Origin of the sequence: Hymenobacter psoromatis, assembly GCA_001596155.1 — a bacterium.
GTDB lineage: Bacteria > Bacteroidota > Bacteroidia > Cytophagales > Hymenobacteraceae > Hymenobacter.
The window spans coordinates 5061039-5077871 of record CP014771.1 but is presented as its reverse complement, the minus strand read 5'-3'; the positions used below and the strand labels follow the sequence as shown (position 1 = coordinate 5077871).

8 protein-coding genes and 1 pseudogene are annotated in these 16833 nt (G+C 63.6%); 8 read left to right on the top strand and 1 reads right to left on the bottom strand.

The genetic code is table 11. From position 1 onward, the window contains the following. Positions 1-10: 10 nt before the first annotated feature. The 7 genes from A0257_21555 (at position 11) to A0257_21525 (ending at position 13919) form a co-directional block, all read left to right on the top strand. Entirely contained in the window at positions 11-1057 is a 1047-nt protein-coding gene (locus A0257_21555; protein AMR29426.1) for a hypothetical protein, read from the top strand. Between the two features lie 129 nt (positions 1058-1186). Beyond that, complete coding sequence (locus tag A0257_21550; protein ID AMR29425.1) at positions 1187-4660, top strand: hypothetical protein; 3474 nt, start codon at positions 1187-1189, stop codon at positions 4658-4660. 50 nt (positions 4661-4710) lie between these two features. Then, entirely contained in the window at positions 4711-6201 is a 1491-nt protein-coding gene (locus A0257_21545) for a hypothetical protein (GenBank protein AMR29424.1), read from the top strand. 240 nt (positions 6202-6441) lie between these two features. Further along, a complete protein-coding gene (locus tag A0257_21540; GenBank protein AMR29896.1) occupies positions 6442-8775 on the top strand; it encodes a glycosyl hydrolase in 2334 nt (777 codons plus the stop codon). Between the two features lie 283 nt (positions 8776-9058). Further along, positions 9059-11245, top strand: a complete 2187-nt coding sequence (locus tag A0257_21535) for a glycosyl hydrolase (protein AMR29895.1) — start codon at positions 9059-9061, stop codon at positions 11243-11245. A 184-nt stretch (positions 11246-11429) separates the two neighbouring features. Further along, positions 11430-12761 (top strand): gluconate transporter, encoded by a 1332-nt coding sequence (locus A0257_21530; protein AMR29423.1) that lies wholly within the window; start codon positions 11430-11432, stop codon positions 12759-12761. 264 nt (positions 12762-13025) lie between these two features. Further along, on the top strand, positions 13026-13919 hold the full coding sequence (locus tag A0257_21525; GenBank protein ID AMR29422.1) for a hypothetical protein: 894 nt from the start codon (positions 13026-13028) through the stop codon (positions 13917-13919). Between the two features lie 186 nt (positions 13920-14105). On the opposite strand, the gene A0257_21520 is transcribed toward A0257_21525, so the two are convergent. Then, a complete protein-coding gene (locus A0257_21520; protein ID AMR29421.1) occupies positions 14106-14894 on the bottom strand; it encodes a hypothetical protein in 789 nt (262 codons plus the stop codon). Positions 14895-15169: 275 nt separating this feature from the next. Here A0257_21520 and A0257_21515 point away from each other — a divergent pair. Beyond that, positions 15170-16677 (top strand): annotated as a pseudogene (locus tag A0257_21515) (biopolymer transporter TolR). Positions 16678-16833 lie beyond the last annotated feature (156 nt).

Genomic DNA, 16833 nt, shown 5'->3' with positions numbered 1-16833 from the left:
CCGCTCCATGATGACCCAAGCCGAATTCGATGCCATGCTTCAGCGCTACCTCGACGGGGAAAGCGGCCCCGGCGAGCAGCATCTGGTGGAGCAGTGGAGCGCGCAGCTGGGCCGCGCCGGGCACCGGCCCCTACCCCCCCACCTGCACGAGATGACCCGCACGGCCATGTGGCAGCGCATTGCGGCCCGCACGGCTAAACCCGACACGATGGCCCCGGCCGCCGTGGTGCGGCCTCTGTGGCCCGCGGCGTGGCGGGGGCCGGCCCTGCGCTGGGCCGCCGCCGCCCTGCTCACGCTGGGCGCGGGCGCGCTCAGCTGGTGGCTGCCCCGCCAGCAGCCGGCCGGCACCGCCGCGCAGGCTGCCCCGCGCTGGGAGCAGCACACGAATACGGGCGCGCGGCCCACGGCCCTGCGCCTGGCCGATGGCAGCCGGGTCCGGCTGTTTCCGCGCAGCAGCCTGCGCTACCTGCCGGGCCTGGCGGGCCGCCGCCGCGAGGTGTACCTGGAGGGTCAGGCGTATTTTCAGGTGACGAAGGACCCGGCGCATCCCTTCCTGGTCTATACGGATAAGCTGATTACGACCGTGCTCGGCACGGCTTTCCTGGTCACGGCCTACGCCGGGCAGGAGGCGCGGGTGGCCGTGAGCGAGGGCCGCGTAGCCGTGCAGCGCCGCCAGGGGGCCGACTTGGCCGCTACCCCCATTCACCCGGCCACGGCCGGCGTGCTGCTACTGCCTAATCAGCAGACCACCTATTCGGACGCTAACCAGGGGCTGGCCAAAAACCTGGTGCCGGAGCCAGCGGTGCTTACGGCCGAGCCGCTTGACTTTCATAACCGCCCGGTGGCCGAAGTGCTCACGGCTCTGGAACGCGCCTACGGCGTGCACATCCGCTACGACCTGGCTGCGCTGCACGACTGCACCATCACGATAAGCTTTGAGGATGAGCCGCTCTTTGAGCAGCTGGATACGCTCTGCGAGGCGCTGGATGCCAGCTATAAGCTGGCCGACAATGCCGAGATATTATTTGAAAGCCGCGGCTGCAAAGCCGGCGTTTAGTAGCCTACCCCCTTCTTTTTCGCTTGCTTCGCCCGGCCTTGCAAACGGCAGCCGGGCATTACGCCTGCCGCGTGGCCGCCCCGCGCGCTGGTCTTCCTTTTCTTTTCCCACCCCAAACAATTCCGGCGAATGAAAAATAGCCTACCCCCTCAAAGAAGCTACTGGCGCCCCACCGGGGTGCTCGCGCTTCACCTCTGCCTGGCCTACCCCCTCAGTGGAGTGGCCGCGTCGCATGCTTCGGTCAAGACGCAGATTGTGCTGGACCAGAAAATAAGCATGCGGGCTGATTACCAGACCATTGAGTCGGTACTTGCCCAACTGGAGCAGCAGCTCCACGTGCGGTTCGTGTACAGCCCCAACCTCATTGGGGCCAGCCGCCGGGTGACGCTCAAGGTGGCCGACCGGCCCCTGACGCAGGTGCTTGACGAGCTGCTGGCTCCGCGCAAAATTCAGTATGAGGTGCGCAAAAACCGCATCGTGCTGAGCAAGCAGAAGCTGGCCAACGTGCCCGTGTCGGGCCGCGTGACGCAGGCCAACGGCGACGGCCTGCCCGGCGTGACGGTGCTGGTGAAGGGCACCAACATTGGCACCTCGACCGATGCCAATGGTAAGTTTACCATCAGCGTGCCGGAAGGCGGCACGCTGGCATTCAGCACCGTAGGCTACACCGGCAAGGAGGTAGCCATTACCGGGCCCAACGACAACCTGGCGGTGACGCTGCAAGAAAACGCGCAGGCGCTGAGCGAGATTGTGGTGGTGGGCTACGGCACCCAGGAGCGCCAGAGCGTGACCGGGGCCGTGGCCTCGGTGTCGGGCCGCGAGATTGCCGCGCAGCCAGTGGCCGACCCGGCGCAAGCTTTGCAGGGCCGCGCCGCGGGCGTAACGGTGGTGTCTAACTCGGGCGCGCCGGGCGGGCAGGGCGGCACGTCCATCCGGGTGCGGGGCATCACCTCGGCCGGCAACAACTCGCCGCTGTACGTGGTGGACGGCTTTCCGCTGCCCGCCGCGACGGACCAGTACGGCAACTCAACCGGCACGGAAATCAATAACATCAACCCCAATGATATTGAGACGATTGACGTGCTGAAGGATGCCTCGGCCACCGCCATCTACGGAGTGCGGGCCGCCAACGGGGTAGTACTCATTACGACCAAGCACGGCAAGGCGGGCACTTCCAACATCAACGTGGATGCCTACGTGGGCGTGCAGCGGGTATGGCGCGAGCCCTCGCTGCTCAACTCGCAGCAGTACGCGGTGCTCAATAACGAGGCCCGCAACAACTACAATGCAGAAACTGCGGTCAATAACATCGGAGACCCCACGCAGCTGAACCCGCTGTTTAACACGCCGGATAAAATCGCGGCCCTACCCACCACCAACTGGATAAGCGAGCTTTTCCGGCCAGCCCGCATCCAGAGCTATTCCGTGAGTGCGAATGGGGGCAGCGAAAAGGCCCGCTACGCCGTGAGTGCGGGTTATTTTCAGCAGAACGGCACCATCATCGGCTCGACCTCCCAGCGCTTCACGCTGCGCACCAACGGCGAGATTCAGCTGAATAAGGCGCTGAAAATTGGTAACAACCTCTCGCTGAGCCACCAGGAGGACCAGCCGCTGGCCGGGAATGCCATCGCGGGCAATAATGAGATTGGCGGCCCCATTCAGCTGGCCTTGCAGGACCCGCCGTTCCGGCCGGTTTACAACGCCGATGGCAGCTACTATGAATTCGGGAGCCTGCCGAACGACAATTTTGGGGAGGAAAACGCGGTGACGGCCGCCCGGCGGCCTATTAACCATACGAACTTCAACCGGGTAACGACGACATTCTACGCCGAGCTGACGCTGCTCAAAAACCTGCGGGTGCGCACCAACATCGGGGCCGACCTGCAATTCAGTCAGAATGACCAGTACTACCCCTTCATTCCGGGCTCGGCCAAGTACACGACCCAGAACTCGTCGGCGAGCAGCGGCAACAACTACAACCCCAGCTACCTGATTGAGAACACGCTCACGTACAGCAACGTGTTCGGTGGCAAGCACTCCCTGACGGCCCTGGTGGGGCAGTCGGCGCAGCAATTCGACGGGTTTTACCTGGGCGGCAGCCGCACGGGCTACACCAACAACACGCTGACGATTCTGGACCGCGGGCCGATTAACGCTCAGGTAACGAACTACGGCGGCAACAGCCAGAGCCGCCTGCAAAGCTTTTTTGGCCGCGTAAATTACGAGTTCGCGGGCAAGTATCTGCTCTCGGCCACGGCCCGCTTCGATGGCTCGTCGGCTTTCGCGCCCGGCAATCAGTACGGCTTCTTCCCCGGCCTGTCGGCGGGCTGGCGCCTCTCGGAGGAAGAATTTCTCAAGAGCAGCACGGTCATCAGCAACCTGAAGCTGCGGGCCGGCTACGGCAAGGTGGGCAACCCGCTCAACGCGGGCACCTTCGGCTACGTGGCCACCATCAACGCTGACCCCACGCTGGGCTACGTGCTGGGCACGGGCAGCCAGAACGTGGCCCAGGGCGGCGTGCCGACCCGGTTGCCTAACAACAACCTGCGTTGGGAAAACAACGAGCAATACAACGTGGGCGTGGACGTGGGCTTTCTGCAAAATCGCCTCACCGGCTCGCTGGACCTCTACACCCGCACCTCGCCCAACCTGCTAGTGAACGTGCCGGTTTCCTACGTGTCGGGCACCAGCGACCCGATTGCCACCAACGCCCTGGCGGCGCGCAACCGGGGCATTGACTTGTCAATAACGACCAATAACTTCATCAGCCCGGACAACGGCTTCACCTGGTCCACGACCCTGAACCTGTCGGCCTACCGCAGCCTGATTACCAGCCTGGGCACGGGCGCGCCCTTCAACGGGCAGGGTATCCGGGGCGGGTCGAACGTGACGCGCTATGATAAGGGCGTGCCCTTCGGCTCGTTCTACGGCTACGTGGCCGACGGGGTCATCCAGACCGCCGACGAGCTGGCTACGCTCAATAAGAATTCGCCGAACGGCTTCTACCAGACCTCGGGCACGGCCCCCGGCGACATCAAGTTCCGGGACCTGAATGGCGACGGGGTCGTGGACGACCGAGACCGCGCGTTTATCGGCAATCCGAACCCGAAATTCACTTACGGCCTCAACAATACGCTGGGCTACAAGGGTTTTGACCTGAACATCTTCATTCAGGGTTCGCAGGGCAACGACGTGTACAACCTGAACCGCTACTACCTGGAAGGCGGCGGCCTGTCGGCGGCCACCAACGCGGGCACCATTGCCCTGGACCGCTGGACCGGCCCCGGTACGAGCAACTACGTGCCCCGCGCCGTGTTCAATGACCCCAACCAGAACAACCGGGTTTCGAGCCATTACATTGAAAACGGCTCCTACCTGCGCATCAAGCTCCTGACGCTGGGCTACACCCTGCCCAAGGAGCTTACCAGCGCCCTGCAAGGCAAGCGCATCCGCGTTTACGTGACCTCCCAGAACCTGGCCACCATCACCAAGTACACGGGCTTTGACCCGGAGCTGGGCAACAACGGCAACAGCCTCGGGGTGGACCGCGGCATCTACCCGCAGTCCCGCGTGTTCCTGGCCGGAGTGAACATCGGCTTCTAAGCCAGTGCGCCCTACCCCTCTCATCTCCCACCCTCTTGTATTCTACTTCTATGTTTTTACCTAAAAAAGCCATCGGCTTCAGCCTGCTGACGCTGGGCATGCTGGGGAGCTGCGGCAAAAGCTACCTGGAGCTGCAACCGCGCAATGCCCTCTCGACCGGCCAGTTCTACCAGACCCAGAACGACGCCATTCAGGCCACCAACTCGACCTACGCGCAGCTGCGCGGGTATGGCTATTACGGCGAGTCGCTGTGGTCGATGGACATCATGGCCGATAACTCGTTCGTGGGCGGCGGCGGCGCGTCGGATGGCATCGAGTTGCAACAGCTCGACACCTACACCATTCCTTCGAGCAACCCCATCGTTACGGCCCTGTTTCAGCGCTCGTACCTGGGTGTTGGGGCTTGCAATCAGGTGCTGGCGAACGTGCCCAGCATCCAGAACATTGACCCCGTTATTCAGAACCGCAGCTTGGGCGAGGCCGAATTTATGCGGGCCTTCTACTATTTCAGTCTGACACGCCTGTTCGGCGACGTGCCGCTTATCCTGACCCCGGCCCCGGATGCCGCCTCGGCGGCCAGCGTGGGCCGCGACCCTTCCGCAACGGTGTACGCGCAGGTGGAGAAAGACCTGCTGGATGCCATCACCAAGCTCCCGACATCCTATTCCGGCGACGACGTGGGGCGGGCCACCAAGTGGTCGGCCACGGCGCTGCTGGCCAAGGTGTACCTCACCGAGGGTAAGATGACGCAGGCCGCCACCCAGGCCCAGGCCGTTATCAGCGGTTCGGGCAAGAGCCTGTGGGCCAACTACGGCGACAATTTCAGCCTGGCAAACGAAAATGGCCAGGAGTCGCTGTTTGAGGTGCAGTACAAGCAGGGCTTGAACGCCTACACGATGGACGGGCCGGGCTCGGCCATCAACGAGTTCTGGGGCGCGCGCTTCTTCGGCAACCCTTACGTGGTGAGCGGCGGCGGCTACGGCTTCAACATTCCCGAAAAGGAGTTCGTGGATGGCTACGAGCCCGGCGACAAGCGCAAGGCCGTGACCGTCTTCGTGCCCGGCGATTTATATACGGACGGCCCCAAGGATGCGAAAGGGAACGTGCAGGTGCAGCCCGCCAGCCTGCAGGGCGACCCCAACGGCTACAACATCCGCAAGTTTTACGCCGGCACAGCCTCCACCATCTGGGATTCGCCGCTCAACGTGCCGGTGCTGCGCCTGTCCGAGATGTACCTCATCGTGGCTGAGGCTGATATCACAACTGGCAAAACCGCCGAGGGCCTGACGGCCCTGAACGTGGTGCGCACCCGTGCGGGCCTGCCCAATGCCACTACTCTCAGTCAGAACGTGGTGCTAAAGGAGCGCCGATACGAGCTGGCCTTCGAGATGGACCGCTGGTATGATTTGAAGCGCACGAAAACGCTGGTCAACAACCCCAATCTGCTATCTAAAGGCATCAAGCCCTACAACGACCTGCTGCCCATTCCGCAGGCCGAGCGCGACGTGAACCCCAACCTGGGCCAGAATCCGGGCTACTAACCGCCCTCCGCCTGGTACTTTTTGTTGCCGAACGTCATGCTCACCCTCGGGAAGCATGACGTTCGCTTTTCGGACCGTCACTTTTAAGGCGCTGGCCGGGCGGCCCTACCCCCCGCGCCAGCGCCCAAGGCGGCTACTTTCCCACCCTTCTTCCTGGTTATGAACAGAAAAACAGCTACTTCAACGGCCCGATGGGCCGTGGCCGCGCTCGGCCTGTTGGGCGCTACCGCCTGCTCGCAGGTGGGCAAAACGGAGGCAGGCCAGGCCGATGCTTCCCTACCCCAGCTCGGCAAGGCCAGCCTGAAAGACGTGCTGGCCGCCCTCACCACCGAGGAAAAGGTGAAGCTGGTGGTAGGCATGGGCCTCTACCCGGCGGGCTTCCCAGCGGGAATTCTGCCGCCCGGCGACCCCGGCGACGAGAAGGTGCCCGAGAAAGTGCCCGGCGCGGCCGGCCGCACCCACGCCATAGCCCGGCTGGGCATCCCGTCGCTCACGCTCTCGGACGGCCCGGCGGGCGTGCGCATCGACCCCAAGCGGAGCGCGGACACCACCAAAACCTACCACGCCACGGCCTTTCCGGTGGCTACGCTGCTGGCGTCGAGCTGGGACACGACGCTGGTGCGGCAGGTGGGGGTAGCGTTTGGCGGCGAGGTGCGCGATTTTGGCATTGACGTGCTGCTGGCACCGGGGATGAACATTCACCGCAACCCGCTGGGCGGGCGCAACTTCGAGTACTATTCCGAAGACCCGCTCATCGCCGGCAGCATGGCGGCGGCCCTGGTGGGCGGCGTGCAGAGCAACGGCGTGGGCACCAGCATCAAGCACTTCGCGGTTAATAATCAGGAATTCAACCGGATGCAGCTCAACTCGCACGTGAGCGAGCGGGCGCTGCGCGAGATTTACCTGAAGGGCTTCAAGCTGGCCGTGCAGCGCGGCCGGCCCTGGACAGTGATGTCCTCTTATAACAAGCTGAACGGCACCTACACTTCGGAAAACCCCGAGCTGCTGACCGAGCTGCTGCGCAAGGAGTGGGGCTTCCGGGGCCTGGTGATGACCGATTGGTACGGCGGCCACGATGCCGTGGCCCAGCTCAAAGCCGGTAACGACCTGCTGGAGCCCGGCACCCACGCCCAGACCGAAGCCATCCTGGCGGGCGTAAAGAGCGGCCAGCTCTCGGCCGCTCAGCTCGACAGCAACGCCATTCAGGTGCTGCGGTTGGTGCTGAAATCGCCCACTTTCAGAGGCGTGAAATACACCAGCCAACCGGCGCTGAAAGCCGACGCCGCCGTGGTCCGCCGGGCCGCCGCCGACGGTATGGTGCTGCTGCGCAACGAGGGCGCGGCCCTACCCCTGCCCGCCGGCCGGAGGGTGGCGCTGTTTGGCAATACTTCTTACAACCTGATTGCGGGCGGCACGGGCAGCGGCAACGTGAACCGCGCCTACACCGTCTCCATCGCCCAGGGCCTGGGCGACGCCGGCTACGCCGTGAGCGCGCCGCTGAGCCAGGCGTATGATAAGTATCTGAAGGGCGAAAAGGCCAAATTACCGCCAAAACCCAGCCCATTTGCGCCGGTGCCGGTGATTACCGAAATGGCCCCGCCGGCGGCGCTGCTGCGGCAGCTGGCCCAGGCCAGCGACGTGGCCGTGCTGACGCTGGGCCGCAGCGCCGGCGAGGGCGGCGACCGCCAGGTAGCAAATGACTTCACCCTCAGAGCCGCCGAGCAGGCGCTGCTCAAACAGGTGGCGGCGGCCTTCCACGGGGCGGGCAAAAAAGTGGTGGTAGTGCTGAACGTGGGCGGCGTCATCGAGGTGGCCAGCTGGCGCGGCCAGGCCGATGCCATCCTGCTGGCCTGGCAGCCGGGCCAGGAGGGCGGCCATTCCGTGGCCGACGTGCTGAGCGGCCGGGTGAACCCTTCGGGCAAGCTGGCCACTACTTTTCCGATGCGCTACGCCGACATTCCCTACGGGGCCGATTTTCCGGGCAAGCTGCTGGCCGGCGGCAAGGCCCAGCCGGCGAAGTCGTTTATGAGCAGCCAGCCTTCGGAAAACACCTACTCGGAGGGCATTTACGTGGGCTACCGCTACTATAATACGTTTAAGAAGCAGCCGGCGTATGAGTTTGGCTACGGCCTGAGCTACACCACGTTTGGCTACGGGCCGCTGACGCTGAGCGCGGCTTCGTTCAGCGGCTCGCTCACGGCCAGCCTCCCGGTGACGAACACCGGCAAAGTGGCCGGCAAGGAAGTGGTGCAGCTGTACTTGAGCGCCCCGGCCGGCCCGCTTGACAAGCCCGCCAGCGAGCTGAAAGCCTTCGCCAAAACCAAGCTCCTACCCCCCGGCCAGTCGCAGACGCTGACTTTCACCCTGCGGCCCGCCGACTTGGCTTCGTTCAACACCGCTTCTTCGTCGTGGGTGGCCGACGCGGGCACCTACTCGGTGCAGGCTGGCGCGTCGTCTCTGAACATCAGGCAGCGCGCCACCTTCCAGCTGCCCGCCGCGTTGGTAGTAGAGAAAAGCCGGCCGCTGCTGGCCCCGCAAGCGCCCGTTGCGGAGTTGAAAATGGCCCGGAAATAGGCCGCTGGGCAAGTCCTGACTTTTACTAAAGAAGGTCATTCCGAGCTTGCCGAGGAATCTCGCTCGCGTCGCCTGGGCCTCCCACGACGCGAGCGAGATTCCTCGGCAAGCTCGGAATGACATTTTAGAGGCCAACTGATTTTTAATACCTAACGCCTACCCCCTCTTTTACCTCCCTCTCATGCCCTATCCCTTTTCCCGCTTCGCTACCGTGCTGGGCGCAGCTTTGGTCTGCGCCGCCGCCAGCCCGGCCCTGGCTCAAACCAAGCCGGCCAAGCCGACCATGAAACCCGCCACCAGCGCCAACCGCCAGGCGCTCCTCACCACCCACGAGGCCCAGATTACGGCCCTGCTCCAGAAGATGACGCTGGAAGAAAAGGTGCATATGATTCACGCTAATTCGGCCTTCGCGGCGGGCGGGATTCCGCGTCTGGGCATCCCGGAACTGATGACTTCGGACGGGCCGCACGGCGTTCGCCCCGAGCAGGGCCGCGACTGGCACGCCACGCCCAGCGACAAGGACGCCGGCACCTACCTGCCCACCAACAACACGCTGGCCGCCACCTGGAACCGCGAATTGGGCTACGCCTACGGCACGGTGCTGGGCAGCGAGGCCAACTGGCGGGGCAAGGATATTATCCTGGGGCCGGGCATTAACATCATCCGCGCGCCGCTGAACGGGCGAAATTTTGAGTACCTGAGCGAAGACCCTTACCTGGTTTCGCAAATGGTAGTAGGCTACATCCGGGGCGTGCAGAGCCAGGGCGTGTCAGCCTGCGTGAAGCACTTCGCGGCTAATAATCAGGAAATCCACCGCGACGACATCGACGTGAACATGAGCGAGCGGGCGTTGCGCGAAATCTACCTGCCCGGCTTCAAGGCGGCCGTGGAGCAGGGCGGCGTGTATTCACTGATGGGCTCGTACAACAAGTTTCGGGGCACCTACGCCACCGAGAATGCCTATTTGATGAACGACATCTTGAAGGGGGAATGGGGTTTCAAAGGCTTGGTTATCAGCGACTGGGGCTCGGTGCATAATACGCAGGAAGCGCTGCGCAACGGCACCGACCTGGAAATGGGCACCGACCTGGGCCTGATGTACGGCAGCGTGGACCAGAGCGCGGCCAGCGCCAGCACCGCCGCCCCTACCCCCGCCCGCAGTCTGTACGACCGCTTTTTCCTGGCCGACGCGGCGCTGGCGGCGATTAAAAAAGACCCTACCCTCGTGCCGCTGGTGGACGACAAGGTGCGGCGCATCCTGCGGGTGATGTACGCCACCGATATGCTCGGCGGCACCAAGCGGCCGGCCGGCACCCACAACACCCCGGCCCACGAAGCCACGGCTTTGAAGGTGGCCGAGGAAGGCATCGTGCTGCTCAGGAATGAACATAATTTCCTACCCCTCAGCAAAAAGCTGAAGTCCGTGGCCGTGATTGGGGCCAACGCGACCCGCGAAAACGCGGGCGGCGGCGGCAGCGCTCAGCTACGCGCCAAATACGAAATCACCCCGCTGCAAGGCATCGAGAAGGCCCTGGGCAGCGGGGTGAAAGTGACCTTCGCGCCCGGCTACGCCATTGCCCGCGACCAGAAATCCGACCCGCAGCTGATGCAGCAGGCCGTGGCCGCCGCTCAGGCCGCCGACGTGGTGATTTACGTGGGCGGCTCGACCCACGGCTACGACTACACCAAGTGGAGCGACAACGCCTACGACGCCGAAGCCGTGGACAAGCCCGACCTGAAAATGCCCTTCGGCCAGGATGAGCTGCTGGCGGCCGTGCTCAAGGCCAACCCCAAAACCGTGGTGGTGCTGCTGGGCGGCGGGCCGATTGACGTGTCGGCCTGGGCCGGGCAGGTGCCGGCCCTCGTGGAGGCCTTTTACCCCGGCATGGAAGGTGGCAACGCGCTGGCCCACTTGCTGTTCGGCGACGTAAACCCGTCGGGTAAGCTGCCCTTCACCTTCCCCAAGCAGCTCGCCGACGCGCCCGCCATGAAGCTGGGCGAATACCCGAGCACGCCCGGCGACCCGCTGAAAGAGACGTATAAGGACGATATTTTCGTGGGTTACCGCTACTACGATACCTATATGGTAGCGCCGCAGTTCGCCTTCGGTCACGGCCTGAGCTACACCACGTTTGATTACGGCAAGCTGACCGTGACGCCCGGTAAGCAGAGCGCCACCGTGAAGCTGACCGTGCGCAACACCGGCAAAATGGCCGGCGCGGAAGTGGTGCAGCTCTACGTCCACGACGTGAAAGCCAGCGTGAAGCGCCCCGACAAGGAGCTGAAAGGCTTCGAGAAAGTTTTTTTGAAGCCCGGCGAAAGCAAGACCATCACCATGCAGTTGCCCACCGCCGCGTTTCAGTATTATAGCGAAGCCAAAAAGCAATGGGTGCTGGAGCCGGGCCAGTTTGAGGTGCTGGTGGGCAGCGCCTCGGACGACATCCGGCAACGGGGCGGCCTGACGCTTTAGGAGTTAGGAGTTAAGAGTTTACGCGAAGGACGTTTGTCATTGCGAGCGCAGCGAAGTAATCGTCCCAGAACGACACCTGCGCTGGTTGTTCAACTGCCGTTCAGGTATGATTACCGCGCTACGCTCACAATAATAAGCGTCCTTCGCGTAAACTCTTAACTCTTAACACTTAACACAAATACCCATGACCCTGCTCATCATCCTGCTGGCCGTGCTCGCTCTCATTGGCCTCATCAGTTGGGGCAAGGTGAACGCGTTTCTGGCTTTTTTGCTGGTGACGCTGCCGACAGGGCTGGCGCTGGGCTTACCCCCCGCCCGGCTGCTGGCGGCCGTGCAGCAGGGCCTTGGCGATACGCTGGCTTCGGTGGCGCTGGTGGTAGTGCTGGGTGCTATGCTGGGCAAGCTGGTGGCCGACAGCGGCGCGGCGCGGCAGATTGCGGGCGTGCTGGTGAGCACCTTCGGGCCGGCCAATGTGCAGTGGACGATGCTGGGGGCGGGTTTTATTATCGGTATTCCGCTGTTTTACAACGTGGGCTTTTTGCTGATGATGCCGCTGATTTTTTCGGTGGTGTACCAGTACCGGCTACCGCCGCTGTACGTGGGCTTGCCGATGCTGGCGGCGCTGTCGGTGCTACATGGCTTCCTACCCCCCCACCCGGCCCCGACGGCGCTGGTGGCGCAGTTTCACGCCAATTTGGGGCTCACGTTTGTGTATGGGCTGGTGGTGGCGGTGCCGGCCGTGGTGCTGGCCGGGCCGCTGTATGCGCGCACGCTGCGGGGCATCGTGTCGCGGCCCCCGCCGGGGCTGGTGGCTGAGCCCGAGGCGGCCGGGCCGCGGCCGGGGCGGCTTAATAGCTTTTTATCGTCGCTGCTGCCGGTGCTGGTGCTGGCGGTGGTGCTGGCGGCCCAAGCGCTGGTGCCGGCCGGCGGCGCGCTGGGCGCGGGCCTCACGCTGCTGGCCGACCCTGGGGTGGTGATGCTGGTTTCGGTGGTGGTGGCGACGTTTAGCCTGGGCACGGCGCAGGGGCGGGCGGTGCCGGCCATCATGAGCACGTTTGGCGCGGCCGTGGCCGACATCGCGCCCATTCTGCTCATTATTGGCGGGGCGGGGGCCTTGAAGGAAGCGCTGGTGGCTAGCGGCGTGAGCCAGGAATTGGCCACCAGCCTGCGCGGCACGGGGCTGCCGCCGCTAGTGCTGGGCTGGCTCATCGCGGGCTTCATTCGGGTGTGCCTGGGCTCGGCCACGGTGGCGGGCCTCACGGCGGCCGGCGTGATGCTGCCGCTGCTGGCCCACTCGTCCGTCAACCCTAACCTGCTGGTGCTGGCCATTGGGGCGGGCAGCCTGCTGTTTTCGCACGTGAACGACGGCGGGTTTTGGCTGTTCAAGGAGTACTTCGGCTTGTCGGTGAAGGACACGTTTCGCTCGTGGTCGATGATGGAAACCATCGTGTCGGTGGTGGGCCTGCTGGGCGTGCTGGCCCTCGATTGGGCGCTGCCGCTGCTGGGCTGGGGGTAGGAATTCTACTGCTCATTCTACGGCAGCTGTTTGAGAAGTAGCAAAAAGTCATTTGAACGTCATTCCGAGCTTGCCGAGGAATCTCGCGCGCATCGTTGAATGACACCCGAACGGCGCGGGCGAGATTCCTCGGCCAGCTCGGAATGACGTTCTAGCAAATTCCCGACCGCGCTAATTTATCCCTACTTGCCGGGCTGCGTATAATCCCGCAGCCCGTATTGGCACCCGCTTTTCCTACCCCCTCCCTCTTCATTCATTTACCTTATGCCTGATTTTTTCTCGCTGCTGCTCAGCGCTGCACTGCTATGCACTTCGGCCCCGCCCCCTACCCCCCCGCCTACGCCCGGCGGCTGGGAGCGCCTGCTCGACAAAAACCTGAGCCACTGGCGCACTTACCAAAGCCATCGCCACGTGCCCGGCGACAAGGGCCAGCCGCCCACCAACGCCCAGGGCCAGCCCCTACCCCCCATCGGCTACGATAAGAACGAGGCCAACGTATTTTCGGTGACCATGCAGAATGGCGAGCCGGTGCTGCGCATCAGCGGCGAGATTTACGGCTGCCTCGTGACGCGGGAGGACTACGCCAACTACGACCTGAAACTGAAGGTGCGCTGGGGCCAAAAGAAGTGGCCGCCCCGCCTGCAGGAGCCGCGCGACAGCGGCATTCTCTACGACAGCCAGGGCGAGCCGGGTGTGGACTACTGGCACAGCTGGATGCTAAGTCAGGAATTTCAAGTATCAGAGCACCAGAAGGGTAACTCGATGGGCGACTACTGGTGCATCGCCAATTCGGCGGCCGACATCCGGGCCACCCACGCGGCCACCAACGATACCTTGCGCTACACCCCCGCCGCCGCCGCAGTGACAATGGGCAACGGCGGCCCCCACTTCTGCTACGCGCTCCCTACCCCCCCGCTGCCCGCCAGCGAGTGGACCGAGCTGGAGCTCATCAACGTGAACGGCCAGAGCCTGCACATTGTGAATGGCCGCGTGGTAATGGCCGTCAATCACTCCAGCTTCGTAACCAAGGGCCAGCGCCAGCCCCTCACCCACGGTAAGATTCAGTTGCAAAGCGAGGCAGCGGAGGTGTTTTATAAGGACATCATGCTAAAGCCTTTGAAGGCGATGCCGACGCAATACGCCCAGTATTTTAAGTAGCAGAAAGGGCTTTGCTGCTCGCGGAATTAGGGTGCAAAACAGAACGTCATTCCGAGCTTGCCGAGTGAATCTCGCGCGCATCGTTGCACGAAGCCCGAACGGCGCGGGCGAGATTCTTCGGTAAGCTCGGGATGACGTTCTTTTAGGCGGCTACTTTTGTGGCGGATATAGCCACGCGACACCACGCTAAGCCGGCAGCCGCAACGTGAACTCGGTGCCCTGGCCGGGCTGGCTCTCAACGGTGAGCGTGCCGCCGTGGCCCTGGGCGATGATGTCGTGGCTCAGTGAAAGGCCCAGGCCCGTGCCCTCGCCCGTGGGCTTGGTGGTGAAAAAGGGTTGGAAGATTTTGGCCTGCACCGCTTCCGGGATGCCCGTGCCGTTGTCCGAAACCCGGATTTCGACCTGACCAGCCAGCCGTTTCGTCGCCACGCTGACGGTGGGCGCGTAGCCGCTTTCGCCCGCCAGCTGGCGCTGCTGCACGGCGTAGAAAGCGTTGTTGAACAGGTTGAGCAGCCCCCGGCCCAAGTCGGCTCCTACCCCCTCCACCGGCGGCAGGCCGGGGGCAAGGTCGGTCGCCAGCGTGGCGTTGGAGCTTTTGTCCTTGGCCCGCAGGCCGTGGTAGGCCAGGCGCAGGTACTCGTCGGCCAGGGCATTTACGTCCAGCGAAGTCCGCTCGCCGGTGCTGGCGCGGCTGTGCTCCAGCATCCCGCGCACGATGCTGCTGGCCCGCTGCCCGTGCTGGTGAATCCTGGGCACATTCTGCCGCACAGCGGTCGCCAGGGCCGCTACTTCGGCCCTGGCGACCGCTTGCGCTTTTTCCAGCTCGGCGGATACGTCGAAGAGGCTTTGGACAAAGGTCACGGCGGCGGCCAGGCCGCCCACGCAGGTCGGCGGCCGCTCGCACACATGCATCAAAAAGCCGCGCTCGGCCAGCTCGTGGGCGGTGCTTATGCCGGCCACATCGCCGCCCGGCACGGCAACTCTCACGGGCTTGGGAGGGGTAGAAACCGCCACCTGGATTTGGTATTATGAGGTGATAAATTTCGACTGTCAAGGTATTAACAAAAAGACTAACTTCGGCCCCTACCCCCTCCCATGTTGGTAATGACTTATTAAACACGTAGTAATACCTGGTTGCAACCACCTGAAAGCTCGTTTTTCCGTTAGCTGAGATAACTGGCCTGGCGCGGTTAGCGGGCAGCTTCGCAGCCCCAAAGCTTTCCTTTCTTTTCTCCCTTTTCTGAATTCCCATGCAGTACAAAATCACCCAGGCGCTCTTCCTCTTTTTGGCGCTGCTGCTGGCCCGCCCCGTGCTGGCGCAAAAGCTGGGCGTGTTTGCCAGCGACCAAGACGTGGGCACCGCCGTGAAGCCCGGCGCGGCGGCCTACCTGCCGGCCACCCAGCAGTATGTCATCACCGGCGCGGGTGCCAACGTGTGGGGCGACCACGACGAGTTTCACTACGCGTACCAGCAGCTCAAGGGCGATTTTATTCTGTACGCGCGGGCCGGCTTCGTGGGCTGTGAGGGGGTAGAAGCCCACCGCAAGCTGGGCTGGATGGTGCGCCAGAGCCTCATCGGCTCCTCGCCCCACGTGAGCGCCGTGGTGCACGGCGATGGCCTCACTTCGCTGCAATACCGCGCCAGCACCGGGGCCGCTACGGAGGAGGTAAAGGCCAGCATTACTCACGCCGACGTGGTGCAGCTGGAGCGCAAGGGCGACGTATATACCATGCGGGTGGCGCGGTTTGGCCAGCCCTTCGAGGTGGTGCAGAAGACGGTGGCCGGACTGGGCGACGCCGTATACGTGGGCCTTTTCGTGTGCTCGCACAACCCCGATGTGCTCGAAACCGGCGTGTTTCGCGATGTGCGCCTGACCCAGCCCGCCCCCGCTGGCCTGGTGCCCTACCGCCAATACCTGGGCAGTCGCCTGGAGCTGCTGAACGTGGCCACCGGCGACCGCGAAGTCGTCTATACCGCCCCCAACTCCATTCAGGCCCCTAACTGGCAGCGCGACGGCAAAACCCTGATTTACAACAGTGACGGGCTCATGTACAGCTTCGACCTGGCCACCCGCACGCCTACCCCCCTGCCCACCGGCGATGTTAAGAATAACAACAACGACCACGTGCTGTCCTTCGACGGGCGGCAGCTGGGGCTGAGCAGCGAACTCGCCAAGTTTGGTGGCTCCGTCGTGTACACGGTGCCGGCGGCGGGCGGCCCGCCCCGCCAAATCACGCCCAAGGGCCCGTCGTATTTGCACGGCTGGTCGCCCGATGCGCGCCACCTGCTCTTCACCGGGCAGCGCAATGGGGATTTTGACATTTACCGGGTGCCGGCCACCGGCGGCAAGGAAGTGCGCCTCACTACTACCCCCGGCCTCGACGACGGCCCCGAATACACGCCCGATGGTCAGTATATCTACTTCAATTCGGTCCGCACCGGCACCATGCAAATCTGGCGGATGCGCGCCGACGGCAGCCAGCAGGAAGCCGTGACCCACGGCGAGTTCAACGACTGGTTTCCGCACGTGTCGCCCGATGGCAAGTGGCTGGTATTCATATCTTTTTGAAGGACGAAGTGCCGGCCGGCGACCACCCGTTTTACAAGCACGTGTACATTCGGCGGCTGCCCATCGGAGGCGGCGAGCCGCAGGTCATCGCCTACGTTTATGGCGGGCAGGGCACCATGAACACGCCCTCGTGGTCGCCCGATGGCAAGTACGTGGCCTTCATCAGCAACACCAGGCCAGTCAATTAAAAAAGTTAAGAGTTGAGAGTTAAGAGTTTAGGACTTACGCACATCACCAGTAGCGCTCTGCGAACCTCCGCGTTTTCCTCTGCGGGAACCTGACGTTAAAGGCAATTTGCGTAAGTCCTAGCGTTAAAAAAGGGCGGTCATATTAATCTGGCGTCT